Here is a 22,373-nt window from a genome sequence, read left to right as displayed (position 1 = left end):
CGGTAAGATTTTGGCTTTTTTTTATAGAATGACTATCGTTTATAAAAATATCTCCCATTTTTTATTTACCGAGTTACTGAGCGCTTAATGAATGGATAAAAGAAGATTTCGCAAAAAACTACGAAGCAGGGGTTCCTGTTACGTAGTTTTTTAAAGGTGGAATAAACTTTTTATAGCATCACTTATTTAAGTTACAAGTTAAATTTGGCTAAAAAATTTTAGCATTCCGGTAAGCTATCGGTCGGATGTGTTTGTAAGTCATGCTCTTTTTGTTTGCGAGTTAATTTTTTAAATGCCGCTTCGGCTTTGGTTGCTTCACTGCGAGTAGCAAAGTGCTGTGCGTGGATCATTTTTACAGGTCTTCTTTTTTGCAAGCGGGTATATTTCGCTCCAGTTCCGCGATTATGTTCTTTTAATCTTCTAGAAAGATCCGTTGTGTATCCACCATAAAATGTACGGTCTTTACAAGCCAAAACATAAAAATAATGCTTATTTGCCATAAAGAATCTCTTGAATTTCTTGTGTATAGTTGCCATCAAGTCCATAAGTAACCAATGGTGAAGCTACTTTAAAGCCATCTAATTTTCCATCCTTAATTCCGCTTACTAGTAAAATATTTGCTTCTTTACCTATTTTCGGGTAAACAAATTGAATCTTTTTGGGGGCAATATGATAATGTTCCATCAGTTTGATGATTTCTAAAAAACGATCTGGGCGATGAACCATAGCAAAACGACCATTTGTTTTTAATAACTTGCTGGAAATACAAATGACTTCTTCAAGTGTCGTATAAATTTCATGTCTAGCAATTGCGAGGTGTTTGTTCGGGTTTTTTTTATTTGTCGGTAATCCCTTGAAATAAGGAGGATTGCAGACAACTAGATCACATGAATGAGGATGAATAATAGATAAACTATTTTTTAAATCAAGGGTATGAATCGTCATTTGCTGTTCAAGATGATTTAATTGAATGCTGCGTCTAGCCATGTCTGCTAAACGTGGTTGAATTTCGATACCAGCAATTAAAGCATGGGTTCGTTTACTTAAGAAAAGTCCAACTGCACCATTGCCGGCGCAAAGGTCGACGATGCGGCCCTTTTTTGGTACTTGTACAAAATGAGCTAATAAAACAGCATCTAGTGAAAAAGAAAAAACATGAGGACTTTGAATGATTTTAATGTCTTCTGCGTATAATTGATCGATCCGTTCATCTTTATGAAGCATAGGTTCCCTCCAAAATGAAAAAACTAATTAGTCGTATTATACTATTTTTATAAAAAAGAACCAAGGGCTCTTGTAAAGTTGCTTGATTTTAGGCATACTATGACCATATACACTTAGAAAGGAAGAGAATATGTTCTACCGATTTATGAGAGTGCTTGTCCGCATAATTTTAGCAGTAATTAACGGAAATGCTCGATATGAAAACACAGAAGTCTTACCACAAGATGAGAATTACATACTTGTTGCGCCGCATCGTACTTGGTGGGATCCTTTGTATCTTGCCGTAGCGGCATCTCCAAAAGAGTTTAGTTTTATGGCTAAGGAAGAATTATTCAAAAATCCAGTATTGCATTTTATCTTAACGCATTCACATGCTTTTCCAGTCAAACGAGACAAGCCGGGACCTAGTGTGATCAAAACTCCTGTCAAAATATTAAAATCCACTCATTTAGGTTTGATTATGTTTCCAAGCGGAACAAGACATTCGACAGAGTTAAAAGGCGGCATGGCCTTGATTTCTAAAATGTCAAAAGTAAAAATTGTACCGGCGGTGTATCAAGGTCCACTCACATTAAAAGATTTATTTAAGCGCAAACGAGTAGTCGTTCGTTTTGGTGAACCGATTGATTTATCTGATATCAAAAAAACAGATAAAGAAGGCATGATGGAGATTGAACGCAGAACACAAGCTGCTTTTGATCAACTAGATAAAGAAGTCAATCCTAACTTTAAATATGAGATTAAAAAGAAAGAGTAAGTCAATCTAAGGAAAAATTATTTATAAGGTTATGACAAAAACATCCGTTTTTTAGCCCATGGATTAAATAATGAGCTAAAAAAATAATGGGTAGATGTCATACCCTTTTTTGTCTTCATGACATGATTTACGTAGGTATCATGTCATGAAGGTAAGTGTTATAATAAAAAGAAGGATATTTTTTGAGGTGATAAGATGCGCTTTTTACATACAGCCGATTGGCATATTGGAAAAAAGTTACAAGGATATGATCGCATAGAAGAACAAAAGTATGTTCTTTCTGAGATATTAACGATTGCTAAAGATGAGCAAGTAGATGCCATTGTGATTGCAGGGGATCTTTACGATCGGAGTGTACCAGCAGTTGATGCAATCGAAGTGTTCAACAACTTGATGGTAGAGTGGAACCTAAAAGAACGCTTCCCTATCTTTGCTATATCAGGAAACCATGATAGCAGCATTCGCCTTTCAGCAGGAACACCTTGGTTTAGCCAAACGAATTATTATTTGCAAACTCGATTTGAAGAAGCATTTACGCCTATTGTTTTTCAAGACACACAATTTTTTCTATTACCTTATTTTGAACCAATTTCAGCAAGAATTTATTTTGAAGATGATCGTATTCGAACCATTCAACAGGCAATGGAAAAAGTAATTACTAAAATGAAAGAACAATTTGATCCAGCAAAAAAGCATGTGTTAGTCAGTCATTTTTTTGTAATGGGGTGTACGAAAACAGATTCAGAAACGAAAATTGAAGTAGGTGGATTGGATGCAATCTCAGGGAAATTGTTTGAATCTTTTGATTATGTCGCTTTAGGACATTTACACAATCAAGCAGCATTAAAACAAGAAAATGCCCGGTACAGTGGCTCGCCTTTAAAATATTCACTTTCAGAAATCAATCAAAAAAAAGGAGTATGGATCGTTGACTTAGCAGAGCAAGTATCACTTGCTTTTCGCAACTTGACTCCCTTATATGAAATAGAAGAAGTAACAGCAAGCTTTAAAGAATTGCTTGATCCAAAATTTTATCAAGGAATCAATCGAGAAAATTATATCCAAATATATTTGAATGATCGGGCAGTTATCCCTAACATGATGAATCAATTAAGGAAAATTTATCCACGGATTCTTGGAGTCGAACGGGTTAATGGACGGATACAACAAACAAAAAGACAGCAAAAAAAACTTGTCGCAAAAGAGCCTTACAAGTTGGTACAATTGTTCTTTAAAGAAATGACAGAAGAACCATTGACACGAAACCAAGAATTTTGGCTAAAAGAAACCTTACAAGAAATCAAGGAAATGGAATGATCGACAATGAAACCTAAAAAATTACGGCTAAAGAATTTTGGTCCATTTATTGATGAAACGATTGATTTTTTTAAATTAACAAATGCGCCGTTATTTTTGATTACAGGAAAAACAGGTGCAGGAAAAACGACGCTTTTTGATGGGATGACTTATGCCTTGTTTGGTGAAACTTCAGGTAGGATACGTACAGGTAAAGAAATGCGTTCTCTTTTTGCAACACCGGAAGAAGAAACATGCGTCTTTTTTTCATTTGAACATCAGCGAATGTATTATGAAATTGAGCGTAAACCAGAACAATTACTTGCTAAACGAAAAGGCAAAGGAGATAGGAAACAAGCGGCAAAAGTTTCTTTAACAATCTTTGATGAAAATGGAGAAGAAATGCGTCAATTTACAAAACGTAGCGAAGTTGATCGATTAATCAAAGAGTTGATGAATCTTGATGCCAAACAGTTTTCACAAATTGTTTTATTGCCTCAAGGAGAGTTTCGTAATTTTTTAATTTCATCAAGTAATGAGAAAGAAATCGTTTTACGTAATTTGTTTGGTACCCAATTTTTTCAACGATTTAATGAGCAGTTAAAGGAAAAGACTAAACTGTATCAAAAGAAAGTTGATCATCTTGAACAAGAATTAATGAGATTGCAAAAGCAATTTGTTCCTATTGAAGAAGAAATTATTCCTGAAAACTTGAATTTTGAAAGGATGTTAACTTATTGGCAAGAAGAACAAGAAACGTTGCAAAAACGCATGTTGAAAGAAAAAGAAATTCTTTCTAATTTGCAGAAAAAACAAAAACAAATGGAAGAGGCTTATTATCATGCAAAGACGTTGCAAATGCAGCATGAAGAAAAACTACGTCTAAGTCAAAGACAAGAAAAGTTGTTTCAACGAGAAAATGAGATCAATGAAAAAAAACAATGGGTCGTTCATTATGAATTTGCTGAAAAATTAGTTGATTCTTTAACAAGAAGACAAGAGTATCAGAAAGAACAAGAAGAATTAGACGTAAAAGAAATGAATTGCTTTGAAAAACTAAGTCAGCGAAAACAAATCTATGCACAATGGAAAACACGTGAATCAAAGCGTTTGAATACTAAACAAAAAATAGAACTTGCAGCGAACACTTTACAAGAAATCAAACGTTTGGTTCCTATTGCTAAAGAAAGACAAAAAAAACAAATAGAATTGGAAGTATTATTAGCGGAAAAGAAAGAAGCCGAAGATAAAAAACAAAAAATTATCCAAGAACAGCAACAAATTCAAGAAAAACAAAGCCAATTGCAAGAACAATTAGCAGGACAAGAGCATTTATATGAAGATCAATTAAGTTATGAAAAATTGCGTCAAGAACAAGAAAAATATCAAACGCTCATCGAACAATATCAACAAAATGAAGCGCAATTAAAAACGAGTGAAATAAAGCTCATAGAAATTACCAAACAGCAGCAAACAAATCAAATTTTATTAAATGAACAAATAAAACAAGTGGATATGTTAAAAAGTCAATGGGCCAGTCAACAAATTTTGCGAATGCAGTTGCTGCTATTGCCCGGTGAACCTTGTCCAGTTTGTGGTTGTCTTGTCCATTCGAAACAGCCGGATACGCATGATTTACCTAAGCAAGAAGAAATAATTAAATTGGAAGAAAAACTAGCGCAAACACAAAAACAGCTTGAACAACTTAATCAAACAATTGGGCGTAACGAAGCGGATGAGGCACAAATCAAACAGATGATCAGTGAGCTTTCAAAATTTCGTTTGGAAAAACAAGTAGAAATCATTCAACGTAAAGATAGACTAAGCTATACAATGGAACAACTATTTAATTTAGTGTCAGATGATCCACTGGATTCTCTGAAAGAAATTCACAAAGATTTAGCGAAGCGAAGAGAAAAGATGGCTCAGGCAAAAGTTGTTTATCAGACGATGACTGAACAATTAACTGTTATTACTGATAAGCTAAATAATATGGAAACACAACTTCTTCAAAATGAGGAAAAAACACAACAAGGAAAAGGAGAGATTGCGGGGCTTTCAAAGCAGCTAGGTACTTGTAATATTCAGACTTTGGCAGAAGATATCAAGCGATTGGAAAAAGATATCTCGACAAAAGAAAAATGGTTGACTAAGGAAAATGAAATGGGAACCAGTTTTTCTCAAGAAATTGCATTGCTACAGGCGCAACTTGAAACCATTCGTGAACAGCAAGCGAAAAATATCAAAAAATTACAGAGCATTCAAGAAAGAATTTCTCTTAAGTTAATCAAACAAGATTATTTTAAATGTGCAGATGATGTATTGCTTTTTGCTGGAAAAACGTCAGAATACAAACAAAAGCGTCAATTAATTGCGGCATATGAAGAAGAGCGATTGATCGTCAAAGATCGATTAAATCAGTTGAAAATGCTTTCGTTGGAGGGAACACTTCCAGACTTAAATCAATTAAAGCAGCAAATAGTTAAATTAAAAGAAGAGATAGCAAGGCAACAAGAAATTTGCTATTGTTTACATGAACAAAAAAATAAGAATCAACAAATCATCGAAGAATTTTCGACTATCTATCAGGAAAGCCAAGAGCAAATAGATGAGTTGATTCAATTGCAACAATTATCTCAAACAATAAATGGAGAAAATTCGAGAAAAACGAGTTTGGAAAGATACGTTTTACAAGTTTATTTACAAGAAGTCCTTCAAGTTGCTAATAGCTGTTTGAAGCGTCTAACTAAAAATCGTTATCAATTTGAATTAGCAGAAGAAGTGGGAAGTTATCGAGGGAAAACAGGATTAGAGATCAACATTTATGATGATGAAGCAGGTTTAACTCGAGGAGCACACACTTTATCAGGTGGTGAAAGCTTTATTGCAGCTTTGTCTTTAGCCTTAGCTTTAGCCGAAGTAATTCAAACACAAACAGGCAGTATAGCGATTGAAGCATTATTCATTGATGAAGGGTTCGGTTCATTAGATGAGGAGGCACTTGAAATGGCAATTGAAGCATTAGAAACCATCGAAAGTGAAGGTAGAATGATTGGGATTATCAGTCACGTGAGAGAGTTAAAAGAACGAATCGTACAACAAATTAGAATTGAAACACAAGGTAGCGGTCAGAGCAAGGTGCGCTATAGGGGGATTGATCATTTATGAAATGGAGTATTCCAGAAAAAGTAATCGCAAGAGGGCGTCAATATTTGCAAGAAGGACGCGTGTTATCGGTAGTCCCTGACCAAGAAGAAAATGTTTGGCATGCAGAAGTTTTAGGAAGTGAGCTATACATGGTGGATTTAGATACAACGGCAAAAGAAGTTGATTTTTGCCAGTGTCCTTACTGGGAAGAACATAAGTACTGTAAGCACACGGTTGCGGTAGAGTTATACTTACGTTCAAAAAATCTTTCACGAACAATTAAAGCAGACCAATCTACGTTAGGGGCAGTGAAAAAAAATAGTGGAGGAGAAATTTTAACAAAAGGTTTTTCAAGACTGAAAGTTAAGAAAACTTCTCACGTATTTCAGCCTTTGATTGTTGAATATCAAGTAGAAACAATTGAGACGAATCATTATCATCCAGAGCTAGCGATATTAGCGGTCTATTTACGGATCGGTTATTTAGAAAATTCTAAAAAAACGTATATTATTAAAAATATTTTTGATTTTTTACATGCGTATTCTGAAAATGAGCGTTTTACAGTTAATAAGCAGTACCAATTCTATTTAGATAAACATTCTTTTCAAGGAGAAGATCAACAAATTTTAACTAATTTGGCAAGTTGTGCACAAACCCAACTACTTTTAGGAACAAATGGACTTCAAGTGAAAGGAAAATTAGATAAACGTTATTTAATGCTACCGATCGAACAAGCAAAAATATTGTTAGAACAGATGAATCAAACAACGAGATTGCAAATGAAAATCAAAGGATTAACTTATCAAGGTATCTATTTTTCAAAAAATGAGAAGCCTTTGGAATTTGAAGTAGCGAAAAAAGATGAGGCGTATCAATTAAAAGCATTAAGTGATTTTGAGTTGTTTTTTATACATTATCAATGGGGAATGATTCAAGGGACTTTTTATTCCTTAACAAAAAAACAACAAGCAATCTATTTAACGTGGAAACAATTGATGCGAAGATTTGAAAAGCCAAAAGTGCTGTTTATGAAGCAGGAGCTTTCTTCATTATTCAAAGAAATTCTTCCCTTATTATCTGAAATTGGTCAAGTCGCTGTTGCTGATGAAATCAAAGAGGAAATTACAGATATACCCGTAAAGTTTATTTTTTTCTTTAGGAAATCTAAGGGTAAGATTCAAGCGCGGGTTGATTTTGTTTATGATGATGTTATTTTTTCCACAGATAAAAAGCATGAAGTTATTTCTAAAAATTCTCCAGAAATTATAAGAGATGAAGGGCAAGAACAGCGAGTTTTAGATTTATTTAAAATGTATCGTTATCATGAAAATGAAACTGGTTATGAACGGTTGTTGCCTACTGGAGAAGAATTGTACGTTTTTTTTCGTACAGAATTAGCTGTTTTTCGTCAATTTGGTGAAGTCCGTCTTGGTAAAAAACTCCGTGAATTATATTTAGATGCCCAAAGACATCAACCTAAGATTGAAGTAAAAGAAACAAGTTCATGGTTGGACATTCATTTTGATGTGACTGGAATTGATGAACGAGAAATTGATCAAGTATTGCAGAGTTTGTTAAGAAACGATTCCTTCTATCCATTAGAAAATGGACAAGTTTTATCTTTTGATTCAGAGGAATTTCAACAGACAAGCCAAATTTTAAAACAATTCCGAGAATCTGTTCATATGGAAGAAGGAACAATTCATGTGCCGAAAAATCAAGGATTAATTATTCAAGAGAAGCTATCCGGAAGTGGAGCAGTTTTTGGTGATTCCTATCAAAAAATGATTCAAGATTTGATCCAACCTGAACAGTACCAAGCAGTTTTACCACGAGGGTTACAAGCTAATTTACGTGATTATCAAAAGCAAGGTTTCAAATGGCTAAAAATGTTAGGAAATTATCAATTTGGTGGAATTTTAGCAGATGAGATGGGGTTGGGGAAAACATTACAGATGATTGCTTATTTACTTTCCGAAAAAGAAGAAAAGAGGGAACTTTCTGCTTTGATTGTTGCGCCTGCAAGTTTGATTTATAACTGGCAAGCAGAAGTAAAAAAATTTGCTCCGTCTTTAAGTATCCAAGTCGTTAACGGCAATAAAAAAGAACGAGAAGAACTATTATCTCGTAAGACAGATATCAAAGTGACTTCTTATGCGAGTTTAAGACAAGACTTAGCAGAGTATCAAGAGTATCGGCTCAACTATTTAATACTTGACGAGGCTCAGATGGTTAAAAACAGCAGTACAAAAACTGCTCAGGCGTTGCGTGAGTTAAATATTCCTCAACGGTTTGCATTGAGTGGCACACCGATAGAGAATAATTTAGATGAGTTATGGTCTTTATTTGCAACAATTATGCCTGGATTTTTCCCGAATAAATCCCGTTTTAGAGAACTACCGTCGGAAGAAATTGCACGTATGATTCGACCGTTTGTGTTGCGTAGAGACAAACGAACGGTTTTAAATGATCTTCCCGAAAAAACAGAGATGAATCTTTATTCTGCGCTTACCGAAGAACAAAAAACTGTTTATTTAGCTTATTTACGCCAAATGAGAGAAGAAATTTCTTCAATGGATTCAGAAGCTTTCAAAAAAAAACGAATGGGTATTTTAGCAGGTCTGACGAGATTGCGTCAAATTTGTTGTGATCCAAGACTATTTCTTGAAGACTATCAAGGGGGATCAGGAAAATTAACTCAAGTGAAAGATTTATTAGTGGCAGCTAAAGAAAATAATCGCAGGGTTCTTTTGTTTTCACAATTTACTGGAATGCTAACCATTTTACAAGAAGAATTAGCAAAATTAGGATTATCTTCCTTTTATTTGCGAGGAAGTACCAAACCACAAGATCGTTTGAAGATGGTAGATGCGTTTAACGGAGGGCAAAAAGATGTTTTTTTAATTTCTTTAAAAGCAGGGGGAACAGGGTTAAATTTAACAGGTGCAGATACTGTTATTTTGTATGATCTATGGTGGAATCCCGCGATTGAAGAACAGGCTGCTGGACGTGCTCATCGAATTGGACAAAAGAATGTAGTTGAAGTATGGCGAATGATTGCTGAAGGAACGATTGAAGAGCGAATGGATTCTCTTCAACAAGAAAAAAGAGAATTGTTCCAAAAAGTTATCCAAGGAAGTAAAGAGCAGGTGAACAAACTCACAGAAGAAGACATTCGTATGATTTTAAGTATAGGAGAATTGGAAGAATAAAAATATTTGCATAAAAAATAATAGGTAAGAAATGCTACTTCTATGTTTGAAACGGCATTCCATCAGTTATCTTTATAAAAAAAACCGAATCATCTAGATTAAGCTACTTTTAGATGATTCGGCTGGTTGATTTGAAAGACAAAGCAAGTAGAGCATAAAAAACCAATTTAAGCGTTAACTGAAAATAGCTTTCATCGTTTCTAATAATTGATCAAATGAAGTAATTTCAAAATCACAAGTTAAGCTGCCATCAATTTTTCGTTCGCGATGATTAAACCAAAGTGCCTGCCAGCCCGCTCCTTTTGCTCCTAGTACATCATTATCGTAGTTATCTCCCACGTAGAGTGTTTCATTAGCAATTAAATTAAAACGTTTTTCAGCTAGTTGAAAAATTTCTTTTTCTGGTTTTTGATATCCGGTAGCTTGTGAAACAATCATACGTTGTGAGGGAATCCATGTTGATAATTGAAGCTGGTGTAATTTTTTTGTTTGATGATCAGTCGGACCATTGGTAATAATTCCAAGAGGAATATTCATTTCGGCTAAAAAGACTAATGTTTTTCTCACTTCTTCATGTAGATGAATATTATTTAATTCTTCTTCATAAATTTGCTGAAAGTAAAGACCATCTTCTGAAGTAATGTGAGGATAGTCTAAATCTTTAAGTGATTGACTAATGCGATGTGCTCGCATATCTTCCAACGTCCACATTCCTGCCATTACTTTAGGAAAATTTTCATCGCTGTGGTGACGGAATCGATGGTATAAGGTTACCATATCTTCATCTGAAACAAGTGGCACAACTTTTTTGACCGCATTTCTAAACGGCTGCTGTTGGTCGTACATCGTATCATCAACGTCAAAAACAACTGACTTAATCAATTTCTACACGCCTTTCGATTTTCATCATTTTTTTCATAAATCCTCAACTATTGTAACAGAAAAAACTTCTTTAAAACGTTACTAAGTAAAGGTTTTTATTACTATATTTCCAATTACTTGATAGAACAAGATTTTTAAATTTCAGTTTTTTTCACTAAAATGGAAAATACAAAGTAAATCTCTTAATTATGAACAAATAAATAATGTAATCGAAAAAAATTTAATTCTTGGCCGCCATTATTTATTGTTACACATGTTTTTTTTAATACAGAAAAATAAAAATGATTAAAAAATAAAATAACGTAATAATTGAGAAGTGAAAAATTTTATATTCGTATTGTTTTAATATCTTTGAGATGTAAAACATTAGTTATTATACGGATGAAATAAGTGTTATGTTAAAATAAATAAATTGTTGCAATACCCAACAAAATGACGCATAATGAAATAAAAAACATGAATCCTTTGAGAAAAACGTTTTCTAAGGGGGAGGATATAAAATAATAGTACAATTTTAATATCTGTATCATTTTTTTTTTTAATCTAAATAAAATTTGAAATTTCTCATTTTGTTATGGATTGTAAACATAAAATACTGGTTTTACAGACTATAAATCTTAGATAACTTTCATTTTTTTAAGAAAATATTATTAAAAATGCTAGCTATTTAAAAGTTGATTATGTATAATAGGAACAGATGGGAGAGAAAAATGATCTTCTGTTATAAAAAAGTGACTTTTGTCATAAAAAGGAGTGGTGCACGTTGTTAACATTATATACTTCCCCAAGTTGTACTTCCTGTAGAAAGGCTCGTGCGTGGTTACAAGAACATCAAATATCATTTGTTGAACGAAATATTTTTTCTGAACCTTTGAATAACTCAGAATTAAAAACAATCTTGCAAATGACAGAAGATGGCACAGAAGAAATTATTTCAACGCGTTCAAAAGTTTTCCAAAAATTAAACATGGATCTTGATGATTTGCCATTGCAAGAATTGTTAGAACTTGTTCAAAGTAACCCTGGGTTGTTACGTCGTCCGATTATGATTGATGCCAAGCGTTTACAAGTTGGCTTCAATGAAGATGAAATCCGTCGTTTCTTACCACGAGAGGTACGGCAATTAGAGTTGCGCCAAGCACAATTAATGGCTGGGCTATAGAATTTGAATTTTAACTTAGAAAAACTAGTTGTTTTTCTAAGTTTTTTTTGTCTTAAAAGGATGGGGAAAAATTTATAAAACAAAAGCAGCTCTTAATAAACAATTAACAAGTGATAACAGTGAAAAAGGAAATAATGGAATGATGGTTTTTTTTTTTTTAATTGAATCAAAAAAAATTATTTTATTTAGTTAATAATAACGTTTTTCATAAAGTTTGTATGAGATAGATAGAACATTTAAATAAACATCAAAAAAGAAGGAAATAAGAATGCATGTTGTCAGGAAAATATGTTATTTAGAGACAGCTTTCTATAAAAAATAACTCGAAAAGAGAAAAAACAGGTAATTTTTCATAAGTAAGAGCTGCTACAAAGTATACTTTTTATACAAGAAATTATTTAATCGTCGATTCAAATGACCTGAAAAAGGTTCAAAGTCTTATAAAAAAGACATATAGGAAAACCTATCCTGTCAAGGAAAAACAAAAAAATTATTTTGATTTTAATTGTTAATTTTTTTTCTTTACATTTAAGCTTATTTCGCTACAATGAAGTTATATTAATAAGTTGTGGTAAAGTGAGGTGTAGCAACATGGAAATGGAACATATTAATGAAAATACGATCCGAGTAATGATTGGTCATGAAGATTTAGAAGAACGAGGCGTTTCATTTTTAGACTTACTTGGTAATCATAGAGAAATTGAAAATTTTTTCTATAGTATTTTAGAAGAAGTTGATATTGAAGATGAGTTTCGTAGTAGTGAAGCAGTTACTTTTCAAGTATTACCTAAAGGAGACGGCTTAGAACTTTTTATCAGTAAAAATTTACCAAATGAAGAGATGCCTCAAGATAATGAAGATTCTTTAGATTCTGATGATGTAACGGAATTTATTCAGCAACAAATTTTAAACAATGAAGAAGAAGGAGAACCCAAGGAGCGTACTTCTAACACAATTGAACATCAAGCGATTTTTGCTTTTGAAGACTTTGAACAAATGATTCAATTGGCCTGTAACGTTGAGCTGGAATCTGCATGGTCAGATTTATATGTATTAGACGGTGTCTACTATTTAGCCGTGCGTTTTTGGATGGAAGAAATGAATCAGATAGATGTAGCAAATGAGATTGCTCGAATTTTAGAATATGTAGAAAAAAGTGATCGAACCATTGAAACTTTGAATGAATATGCGCGATTGATTATGGAGCGAAATGCGTTGGAGCGAACAAAGTTTTATTTTGTTTAATTGATGGAGTTGTTTCATCCACTTTAAAAAGAATAAAAAGTAACTATGTAAAAAATCTGTTCAAGTATAGTGAACAGATTCTTTTTTTGCGTATTTTTCTTGATAGGAGGAAGATATATGATGATTGCAGTAGATAAAAATGGAAAGAAATACATGGCAATCGAAAGTAAACAACAACAATCTCTTTTTTGTCCATGCTGTCATGAACCAGTTATATTAAAAAATGGACGACAGAAAATCGCACATTTTGCTCATCAAAGGCGCAAAAGCTGTTATGGTTTTAGCGAAGGAGAAACAAATGAACATCTTCAGTTAAAACAATGTTTTTATGAATGGTGTAAACAATTGGCAAAAGAATCTCCTGTTTATTTAGAAGCTTATTTGTCAGATTTACATCAAAGACCGGATATATTGTGTGGCAGTCAGGCGATAGAAATTCAATGTTCTGCACTGACTTATAAGAAAATGGAGTCACGGACAAAAGGTTATTTAACAAAAGGGTATAATGTTTGGTGGATCTTAGGTTCTTCTTTTTTTAAAAACGATTATTTAAAAGTAAGTGAAAAATGTTTTTGTATGTACAGCGAGACAAGAGGCATTCATTTGTGGCAACTTGATTGGACGACAAAAAAACTTTACTTATTTTATCAGTTGAAAGAATCAGTTTCTGGAAATTTAACTTTTGAAACAACCAGTTGGGAATTTTTTAGTGAACAGCCGGTTAATTTATCAAAAGGACATAAGAAAAGGAATAAAATAAAAAGGACGCTTTCAAAAAACATAAGTCAAAAATGGCTACAAAAAAAGCTTCATCATCGAAATCTTAAATATTTATATTTGCAAAAACAATGTTATCTTAGAACTAAGCATTTGCTGTTCTTATCTCCTTGGGTGTATCAAGACAGTCAATTTTTCTTTTATTTTCAGGAAAAGATTTTTTTCTATCGTTTAGTATTTGAAGAAGTTGAGCTCGAGCAAAAGAAACGTAGTAATCAGTGGAAATATATTCTATGGTTGCAAAAAATTGATTCAAGTAAAAGTATCTGGCTTTTTCCGATGATTGAAAAAAAGAAAATTTATCGACTACTTTACGAGGAATGCCAAAAAATATTCTTTCTATAAAACAAAAATAAGTTATGATAAAATAAATAAGAGTAGCTGGTTACAGTAAGTCTATTCATTTTTTTGATTAAATAAGAAAGAATAAAATGCTAAAAAATAAAGGAGTGCATTCAATGAGTAAAACGACCCAATTACCAAAAAGAGAAGAGCTGCCTGAAGAACTCACTTGGGATTTAACTGCCATTTTTTCTAGTGATCAACTATTTGACGAAAAATACCAAGAGCTAATTGAAAAATTAAAAAATTCCGATAAATATAAAGGAACATTGGCAAATGGTGCAACAGAGTTTTTGGAGGCGCTTGAATTTGTTTTAGATGTTTATCGAAAAACTGAGATTATTTATGTTTATGCGCATTTAAAAAATGATCAAGATACAGCGAATACGACTTATCAAGCTTTATATGCAAGAGCGGGCAGTTTGTTTTCTAAAGTAAGTGAGGCTGTTTCTTGGTTTGAACCAGAAATACTTCAACTTTCAGATGAACAAATCTGGCAGTATTTTGAACAAGAGCCAAACCTAGAAATTTATCGTCATTACGTGAAACAAATGGTTGATAATCGTGCGCACATTTTATCTGCCGAACAAGAGTCATTACTTGCTGGAGCTGGTGAAATTTTTAGTGCTTCTAGTGATATTTTTGCAGTTTTAAATAATGCAGATTTAGAATTTCCAACGATTGTGGGAGAAGATGGTCAAAAAATTCAACTTTCTCATGGTGTTTATGGACAATTGTTGGAAAGTACGGATCGAAAAGTAAGGGAAGCTGCTTTTAAAGGATTTTATAACGTGTATCGGCAATTTAAAAATACCTTTGCTTCCACGTTAAGCGCTCATGTTAAAGGGCATAATTATAAAGCAAGTGTTCGCCATTATCAGTCTGCACGAGCTGCTTCTTTGAGCAACAATCATATTCCAGAAAGTGTGTATGATACGTTGGTGCAAGTAGTTAATAGACATCTTCCTTTACTGCATCGTTACATGCAGCTGCGTAAACGTCTTTTAGGTGTAGAAAAGTTACACATGTATGATTTATATACGCCAGTTTTAGGAGAAGCACCCATTAAATTCACTTACGAAGAAGCTAAAATAAAAGTTTTAGAGGCATTAAAATCAATGGGCGATAACTATTTGGCAGTAGTCAAAAGAGCCTTTTCTGATCGTTGGATTGATGTAGTAGAAAATAAAGGAAAACGAAGTGGGGCTTATTCTTCAGGAAGTTACGATACGAATCCGTATATTTTGTTGAATTGGCATGATACACTGGATCAATTATTTACACTTGTACATGAAATGGGGCATAGTGTACACAGCTATTTTACACGTTCCAATCAACCGTTTGTTTATGGGGATTACTCTATTTTCTTAGCTGAGATTGCTTCAACGACTAATGAAAATATTTTAACAGAATATTTGTTAGAAACGGAAAAAGATCCGCGAGTTCGTGCGTATGTATTAAATCACTATTTAGACGGGTTTAAAGGGACTGTTTTCCGGCAAACGCAATTTGCTGAGTTTGAACATTTCATGCACGTAGAAGATGCTAAAGGTGTACCTTTAACTAGTGAGTATTTAAGTGAAAATTATGGACGATTGAATGCAAAATATTATGGATCAGCGGTGGAAGAAGATCTAGAAATTAAATTTGAATGGTCACGAATTCCGCATTTTTACTACAATTACTATGTTTATCAATATGCCACAGGATTTTCTGCTGCCTCTGCTTTGGCTCAGAAAATTTGGGATAAAGAACCGGGGACGTTAGAAAAATATTTGACTTATCTAAAGGCAGGAAATAGTGATTATCCAGTTGAAGTTATGAAAAAAGCTGGTGTAGATATGACAAAAGCGGACTATATTGAAGCAGCTATGAAAATGTTTGAAAAACGCTTGAACGAATTAGAAGATTTAGTAAAAAACATATAGAGGCATTACATTAAGCAGAACTGATTTGTTTTAAAGGGACTTTTAGATTCTATTGGTCGGTTTGAGACAGCAGTAGTCGAAATTTGTAAAATTTATTTTTGCGATTTTCGGCTATTTGTTGCTTATGCTTATAAGGTAAAATAAATATTTCTATTTTACTTTTTTTCTTTCATTGAATGAGTATTTTGTTTTTACTTATGCTAAAGGAGCACAGAATTAACATCTTTCATAAATGATTTTTAGCTAATGATGAAAATAAGTAAGAATGGAAGGTTGGGTATGTCTTTTTGGGGATTTGAACAGGAATCAGATGAAATTGTCTTAATGTATATCAATTGTCACGTTCGTTGTTTACGAGAAGCTGCCCGTTTGGAAATGAAAAAACGAAAATTAAAGAACACTAGCATCAAATATCAAAAAAATAACAAAAAAAGAAGGAACAGCAATGGTTGAAGTTCAATTAACTAGGAAAAGTGAATTGACTGAAGGAGGTTGTAATGCATGTGGTATCGTAAATGCTGCTGTTTATATGCTGCAATTGGGAACGAAAAAAGCGACAATCTCTGATTTATCTGTAGGTTCACTAGTAGACAACTTAGCGCTTTTAGAGGGGTATGAGGGAGAAGACATTTATGAAATGCTTGGTGAAATTCGCCAGTTAAGAAAATCAGGAAAGATTATCAATGTTTGCTATGAACAAGAATATGTGCAATTTCAACTGGGAGATGAGAAGCTTAAGGTAAAAAATATTGAAGAAGGTCCTATTTTATATAAGCAAACCAATCAAATTTTGAAGCAATTTTTTGAATTAGGTCCTTATGAGTTTAAAGAGATAAAAGAAAAAGTTGTTGCTAATTCTGAATGGAAAAAACAAATTGAAGAACAAACAAAAAAAGCTTACTTGTTTCAATAATGAAAATAGGAGCGCTTTTGCTGTAGTGATGTAAAATAATCGACTGAGCAACTTTTATAGGTTTCTCAATCGATTATTTTATTGTTTTAATTGGAAGTAGTGCTATTTAGACGATTTTTTTTGCTTTACTTCCAATGTGTGCTACATAAAATTCGGGAGCGTATCCTATAATTTTTAGGTAGTCATCATAAACGTTATTTTTAAAATTCAAGATATTTTCTTCTTTAACTAAGGCGATGGCACAACCGCCAAAACCAGCTCCAGTCATACGAGCGCCCAATACGCCTTTTTGTTTTTGTGCTGACTCTACAAGTGTATCCAGTTCAACACCCGTGACTTCGTAATCATATTTTAAGGAATGATGGGAGGCGTTTAAAAGGCTTCCAAAAGCCGGTAAGTCTCCTTGTTCTAATGCTTTCTTGGCTTTTAATGTACGCTGATTTTCAGAAACTGCGTGACGTGCACGGCGAATTAACGTGTCATCGCCAATGAGCTCAGTGTGGGCTTCAAATGTTGTTTCATCTAAATCACCTAATGTTTGGATGGCTAATTTTTGTTGCAGTTTGTTCAACGCTTCTTCGCATTCGCTACGGCGTTCATTATACTTAGAATCTGCTAATTCACGACGCTTGTTGGTGTTCATGATGACGATCGCATGGTCATCTAATTTTACTGGAACCATTTCATACTCTAATGTATTTGTATCAAGTAATATTGCTTGATCGAATTCTCCAAATCCAATTGCAAATTGGTCCATGATGCCTGAATTTACACCAATAAATTCATTTTCTACTTTTTTTCCAATTTGGACTAATGTGAGTCGATCAATAGATAAATTAAATAAATCGGCTATGGCGACACCTACTAATAATTCCAGAGAAGCGCTACTTGACAGACCAGCACCGTTAGGAATAGATCCTTCTATTAGCAGTTCAAATCCATGTTCAATTGGATAACCTGCTTCTTTTAATTTCACAATTACTCCTTTAATGTAATTCGCCCAACCGGCTTGTTGATCATAGCCAAGGTTATCTAATGTAAAACTGATGATGCCGTTGTCTTCAAAATTTGTTGAATACACAAATACTTTATTGTCGCTGCGTGAAGCAGCAACGCCTTGAGTTCCATAAGTAATGGCAGCTGGAAAAACGTGTCCCCCGTTATAATCAGTATGTTCACCGATTAGATTAATTCTTCCCGGTGAAAAATATTGGGCGGTTTTTTTAAGACCAAAAATTTTTGCAAATTTTGTATTTAAATGTTGGTTCATTTCCATTGTTAATAACCCTTTCTTACGTCAATTTTAAATTTTGTCATGGTTTTAAATGTTTGATGAGGGGCTAAGCGAATATCGCCAAACGTCGGATAATGTTCTGCAGCTGGAGCAACCTGAGTTTCAAAAGTGATTCCACCATGGTTGACTAATTTTTTACCGCGCATTTCTGGTGTATTTGAGCCAAAATTGGCTGTAAATAAAACAATAGATGGGGAGTCAGTAGCAATACTCACTTTAATTTTTTCATCTGGGCTAAGTAAATAAGCAGAAATATTCTCAACTCCCGGTTTATTTAAAAAGAAAGGATGATCGATCCCGTTAAAGAGATTTTTTTGTTCAAAATTACTAGCAAAAACATTGACTAATTTTTGAGGTTTTTGAAAGTTAAAAGGTGTACCGAGAACTGCTGCTTTTTCACCAATAGGGATGCTGTCTGCTCTTAATGGTGCAAAATAGCTGCTGTCTAACCAAAGTGTATGCTGATCGATTGGTTGTGTTACGTCCCCAGTTAGGTTAAAATACACGTGATTTGTAGGATTAAATAGCGTTTCTTTATCACTGCGTGCTTGCGTTGTGACGTACCAGACGTTGTCTTGGGTAAGAGTATAATAAACTTCAACGGATAGATTACCGGGAAAGCCGTGTTCACCATCAGGACTTTTGATAGTAAATTTTACAGAACTTTCTTGCTCATCTTCCATGGTTTGATACGTCCATTTTTTTAATTCAAATCCGGGAGAGCCCCCATGCAGTGAATGTCCGGTTTCAGGATCAGTACTTAATTGGTAAACTTGATCGTGAAGTGAAAATTGCCCTTTTTCGATTCGACCGGCTGTTCGTCCAATGAAAGCGCCGATGTAGGAATCTTTTGTTAGATACTCTTGAGCGGAGTCAAAACCCAAAATTAATTCTTTCTGTTGGGCGTTTAACTGTACGATGCGGGCACCTAAATCAGTAACTGCTAATTGAAGTCCTTGATTATTTGTTAAAGTGATCAAATGATAGCCCAATCCAAACTCTTTTTCTGTAATTGTCATGTCAAGGTTCCTTTCCTAACTTCTTGAAATAATAAAATCTACATTTTAATGTTGACTTTTTCGTAACAGAAGTTTGATCTTTGTTGTGTCTAGTTTTTCTTGTTAGATAGCTAATAAAAAAGCAAATAATTAGAAAATAAAAATCGTTTTTTATTCATTAATTTTACTAAGAAAACGATTTCTATAGAATGTATTTCTGTGACTATTATTTAACTTTTTGTTGCACAAATTGGATCAAAAAGGGTAAAGTAAAAAAGAGGTGAAAGGGATGGAACAAGCAATATTTTTAAAAAAAGCACAACAAAAAATAGTTAAAGAATTATATTTTTGTTTTTGTGGGTTTTCAAAAACTATGCCTTATCATTCATTTGGACCTGCCATTAGGCAAAGTTATGTATTACATGTAGTAATAGAAGGAAAAGGAACTTATCATGTGAAAGAACAGCGATATCATTTACAAAAAGGGGATCTTTTTCTAATTCGTCCCGGAGAGTCTACTTTTTATTTAGCAGACAGTGAAGAGCCTTGGGTCTATTGTTGGTTGTCTTTTAGCGGACCTTTAGCAAAAGAAATTATACAATGTTCACTGTTTAAAGAAGACCGATATACTATGGCTTCATCAGGAATTTCTTCTTATATAGATATCATTTTGACGTGTCTTCATTATTCGCAAGAAGACGTTGTGGATGAATTGGAATTAACTGCATTAACGTATCGTTTTTTAGCTGTGTTATTAAAAGATGGCGGAAAAATAAGACTTAGTGATGCAAAAGTTTATGCCCCTTTAGCGATCAAAACAATAGAATATATCGAAAAACATTATTCGCAAAAGTTAACGGTAGAAGAAATTTCCCAGCAATTGGCAGTAAATCGCAGCCATTTATCAAGAATATTCAAAAAGCAATTAGGTATAAGCATCAAAGAATATTTAATGGGTGTTCGCATGAATCGTGCTGCGTTTTTACTTTCTTTAACTGATGAATCAGTAGAAAGTATTGCTGATCAAGTGGGCTTTAATAGTTTAGTCGTTTTTAGCCGGATGTTCAAAAAAACAATGGGTGAAACAGCTACTAGTTATCGTAAACGGATGAAAAATGAAGAAGCAAGAAAACTTTCTTTAGGAACTTTAAAAAAAAATCTGGAAGAACAAGCGATCGTTTCTTGGACGACGTAATTCAAAGCATCCGACCAATGATATTTTTTTATCTATGCTAAACTATAAAATAAAAGAATGAAGAGGAGGAAAGAAATGAAAAGCTTGATTATTGTTAGCCATCCTTCCATTGAGACTTCATTGAATCAACAGTTTTTTAAAGAAGCGACTAGACGTTTAGATGTTACATGGCATCATTTAGAAAAATGTTACCCAGATGGAGAAATTGCTCTTGAAAAAGAAATAGAATTATTAAAAACACACGATCGAATTATTTTTCAATTTCCTTTTTATTGGTATAGTGCTCCTGCTCATTTGAAAATATGGCAAGATGCTGTTTTGATATATGCTACTGAATGTTTGAGAAAAAAAGAATTAGGCATTGTTTTAACGACAGGCGTTTCTGAGAAAGAATACCAAGCTGGTGGGAAGGAAGAGTATACAATCTCTGAATTTTTAAGACCTTATCAACGGATTGCACATAAGTTTGACATGACTTTCTTGCCGCCTTTTGTTATGGCACAGTTTATGTATCAAACAGAAGAAAAAAAATGGGAACGTTTAATTGCTTATCAACGATATCTTACATTAACAGGCAAACCTACTTTAGTTAATCGAATTGATTGGTTTCTTGAGCAACTGAGAAATCATCCATTGTTGCAGGCAAGTAATCAATTAAAACAGGAATATGTAATTGATTATTTATGTAAAGAAAAAGAAGCATTAGAAGACTTAATGTTTACTTTACAGGAACTAAAGGAGTAATGAAATGATGGAAAAATGGGTATTAAAACAATTAGAAGAATTAAGCGAATCAACAGACTATGAAACAAAAGCTTTATTGCATGAAACAAAACAACTTTTAATGGAAATTTCAGACAGAATAGAACAATTGCAAGGTGAAATTGATGGCAAGATTTGGGATCATCAAAAATGGTGAATTTTCTATATAAATAACGCAGATAAAATATGCATCTTGATGGTTATTTGATACAATGAAAATAAAGCAAACAAGGATAACGCTATTTAATATGAATGGGTGGTGAAAAAAATGAATGAAGAAAATGGGCGCAGAGTAAATGTTCGAATGGCTCGCAGGCAACAGCAAAAAAAAGCAATGCGGAGGCGTTTGCTCAAAATAGGTTCAGTAGCAGCAGTATTTCTTGTACTTGTCGGTGCTATTGCAGGACTTTATTTTCATGGAAAAAAAGATTTTAATACAAAAAATACAACGATAAAAACGAGTGAGACAGCGTCAAAAAGTGCATTTTCCACTGCCAAAACGTCCAAAACCGAGGAAATACGACACGCTACACAAGCCTCTGATGAAGATACTCTTACAGACCAATTACAAAATATTTTAACGACGTATACGAAGAAAATTGAAGAACAAACGCCTCGCTTAATTGAAGAATATCAAGCTGAAATTCAGAATAATCAAAATGGGGTGGCAGGTTTGTCAACGATAGCCAATCAAAAAGCCCGAGATTTACAAGTGATTTCTGATGAAGGAATTGATCAATTGAAAGCAAAATATCAAGCGGCTCAAACCAAAGAAAATGTGGATCTTGGGGCATGGATTGACCAGCTTTCAGCAAAGTACACTGAACAAGTAGCTAAAATCTCAGACATTTACCTACGAACGAGTGCGTCATTGCAAGCTGAAAATTCAAGCAATCCACAAACAAGTGAGACTACTGCGAGTCTATCACAGACTACTTCTTCATCTACAACGGAGGCGCCTTATTTTAATCAAGAGATGCAAAACCAGACAAGTACTGTCTCGTCGAGTGAACAAAATAGATCGGAAACGACAGTTGTTCGTCCCGGAGAAGGACCAAATCAAATTGCAGAACGGACGGGAGTTCCTGTTGAAAAGATTTTGGCCTTAAATGGAATGACGATGGAGGATTATTTTTTTAATCCTGGGGAAGTATTAAAACTGAATTAAGTTATAGTTTTTGCTGCTATTGTTTTATCTGTATTTAGATCGTGGAGTAAAAGTATTCTTTACTTTTGTCC

19 protein-coding genes are annotated in these 22,373 nt (G+C 33.6%); 14 read left to right on the top strand and 5 right to left on the bottom strand.

Annotated elements, in window-relative coordinates; all coding sequences use genetic code 11:
* Window positions 1–218 precede the first annotated feature (218 nt).
* Window positions 219–500, bottom strand: a complete 282-nt coding sequence (locus tag RV14_RS08005; RefSeq protein WP_071855757.1) for a GIY-YIG nuclease family protein — start codon at window positions 498–500, stop codon at window positions 219–221.
* Window positions 490–1,224, bottom strand: coding sequence for a tRNA1(Val) (adenine(37)-N6)-methyltransferase (locus RV14_RS08000; protein WP_071855756.1), 735 nt, complete (start codon window positions 1,222–1,224; stop codon window positions 490–492). The genes RV14_RS08005 and RV14_RS08000 overlap by 11 nt, the downstream gene beginning before the upstream one ends.
* A gap of 130 nt (window positions 1,225–1,354) precedes the next feature.
* On the opposite strand from RV14_RS08000, the gene RV14_RS07995 reads away from it, so the two are divergent.
* The 4 genes from RV14_RS07995 to RV14_RS07980 all read left to right on the top strand — a co-directional run bounded on the left by RV14_RS07995 (window position 1,355) and on the right by RV14_RS07980 (window position 9,636).
* Window positions 1,355–1,981 (top strand): lysophospholipid acyltransferase family protein, encoded by a 627-nt coding sequence (locus RV14_RS07995; protein ID WP_071855755.1) that lies wholly within the window; start codon window positions 1,355–1,357, stop codon window positions 1,979–1,981.
* 195 nt (window positions 1,982–2,176) lie between these two features.
* Window positions 2,177–3,298 (top strand): exonuclease SbcCD subunit D, encoded by a 1,122-nt coding sequence (locus RV14_RS07990; RefSeq protein WP_071855754.1) that lies wholly within the window; start codon window positions 2,177–2,179, stop codon window positions 3,296–3,298.
* Window positions 3,299–3,304: 6 nt separating this feature from the next.
* A complete protein-coding gene (locus RV14_RS07985; protein ID WP_071855753.1) occupies window positions 3,305–6,445 on the top strand; it encodes an AAA family ATPase in 3,141 nt (1,046 codons plus the stop codon).
* Window positions 6,442–9,636 carry a DEAD/DEAH box helicase gene (locus RV14_RS07980; protein ID WP_071855752.1) on the top strand — a complete coding sequence of 1,065 codons (3,195 nt, stop codon included), beginning with the start codon at window positions 6,442–6,444 and terminating at the stop codon, window positions 9,634–9,636. The genes RV14_RS07985 and RV14_RS07980 overlap by 4 nt, the downstream gene beginning before the upstream one ends.
* A 174-nt stretch (window positions 9,637–9,810) precedes the next feature.
* Here RV14_RS07980 and RV14_RS07975 read toward each other — a convergent pair whose 3' ends face one another.
* Window positions 9,811–10,518: an HAD family hydrolase gene (locus RV14_RS07975; protein ID WP_071855751.1), complete on the bottom strand. Its 708-nt coding sequence runs from the start codon at window positions 10,516–10,518 to the stop codon at window positions 9,811–9,813.
* Window positions 10,519–11,281: 763 nt separating this feature from the next.
* Here RV14_RS07975 and spxA point away from each other — a divergent pair.
* From spxA to RV14_RS07950, 6 genes are all read left to right on the top strand, one after another.
* The gene (spxA, locus tag RV14_RS07970; protein WP_071855750.1) at window positions 11,282–11,680 is read left to right on the top strand and encodes a transcriptional regulator SpxA; all 399 of its coding nucleotides are present in this window, start codon (window positions 11,282–11,284) and stop codon (window positions 11,678–11,680) included.
* A gap of 591 nt (window positions 11,681–12,271) precedes the next feature.
* Window positions 12,272–12,925 carry an adaptor protein MecA gene (locus RV14_RS07965; RefSeq protein ID WP_071855749.1) on the top strand — a complete coding sequence of 218 codons (654 nt, stop codon included), beginning with the start codon at window positions 12,272–12,274 and terminating at the stop codon, window positions 12,923–12,925.
* Window positions 12,926–13,042: 117 nt separating this feature from the next.
* Entirely contained in the window at window positions 13,043–14,047 is a 1,005-nt protein-coding gene (locus RV14_RS07960; protein ID WP_071855748.1) for a competence protein CoiA, read from the top strand.
* Window positions 14,048–14,160: 113 nt separating this feature from the next.
* Window positions 14,161–15,972, top strand: a complete 1,812-nt coding sequence (pepF, locus tag RV14_RS07955) for an oligoendopeptidase F (protein ID WP_071855747.1) — start codon at window positions 14,161–14,163, stop codon at window positions 15,970–15,972.
* Between the two features lie 279 nt (window positions 15,973–16,251).
* Window positions 16,252–16,425 (top strand): hypothetical protein, encoded by a 174-nt coding sequence (locus RV14_RS12260; protein ID WP_167359848.1) that lies wholly within the window; start codon window positions 16,252–16,254, stop codon window positions 16,423–16,425.
* On the top strand, window positions 16,418–16,885 hold the full coding sequence (locus RV14_RS07950) for a DUF4809 family protein (protein WP_071855746.1): 468 nt from the start codon (window positions 16,418–16,420) through the stop codon (window positions 16,883–16,885). Before RV14_RS12260 ends, RV14_RS07950 begins: the two co-directional genes overlap by 8 nt.
* A 106-nt stretch (window positions 16,886–16,991) precedes the next feature.
* On the opposite strand, the gene RV14_RS07945 is transcribed toward RV14_RS07950, so the two are convergent.
* Together RV14_RS07945 and RV14_RS07940 are read right to left on the bottom strand one after the other, a co-directional pair.
* Complete coding sequence (locus RV14_RS07945) at window positions 16,992–18,161, bottom strand: galactokinase (protein WP_071855745.1); 1,170 nt, start codon at window positions 18,159–18,161, stop codon at window positions 16,992–16,994.
* Between the two features lie 2 nt (window positions 18,162–18,163).
* Complete coding sequence (locus tag RV14_RS07940; RefSeq protein ID WP_071855744.1) at window positions 18,164–19,198, bottom strand: galactose-1-epimerase; 1,035 nt, start codon at window positions 19,196–19,198, stop codon at window positions 18,164–18,166.
* 268 nt (window positions 19,199–19,466) lie between these two features.
* Between RV14_RS07940 and RV14_RS07935 the strand changes: the two genes are divergently transcribed.
* The 4 genes from RV14_RS07935 to RV14_RS07925 all read left to right on the top strand — a co-directional run bounded on the left by RV14_RS07935 (window position 19,467) and on the right by RV14_RS07925 (window position 22,302).
* On the top strand, window positions 19,467–20,372 hold the full coding sequence (locus RV14_RS07935) for an AraC family transcriptional regulator (protein ID WP_071855743.1): 906 nt from the start codon (window positions 19,467–19,469) through the stop codon (window positions 20,370–20,372).
* 75 nt (window positions 20,373–20,447) lie between these two features.
* A complete protein-coding gene (locus RV14_RS07930) occupies window positions 20,448–21,116 on the top strand; it encodes an NAD(P)H-dependent oxidoreductase (protein ID WP_071855742.1) in 669 nt (222 codons plus the stop codon).
* 4 nt (window positions 21,117–21,120) lie between these two features.
* Window positions 21,121–21,291 (top strand): DUF948 domain-containing protein, encoded by a 171-nt coding sequence (locus RV14_RS12075; protein ID WP_143139750.1) that lies wholly within the window; start codon window positions 21,121–21,123, stop codon window positions 21,289–21,291.
* Window positions 21,292–21,402: 111 nt separating this feature from the next.
* Window positions 21,403–22,302, top strand: coding sequence for a LysM peptidoglycan-binding domain-containing protein (locus RV14_RS07925; protein ID WP_071855741.1), 900 nt, complete (start codon window positions 21,403–21,405; stop codon window positions 22,300–22,302).
* The last annotated feature ends 71 nt before the right edge of the window (window positions 22,303–22,373 follow it).

Origin of the sequence: Enterococcus ratti, from assembly GCF_001886195.1 — a bacterium.
Taxonomy (GTDB): Bacteria; Bacillota; Bacilli; order Lactobacillales; family Enterococcaceae; genus Enterococcus_B; species Enterococcus_B ratti.
Note: the sequence above shows the minus strand (reverse complement) of the source record. Positions and strands in the feature narration are given on the sequence as shown.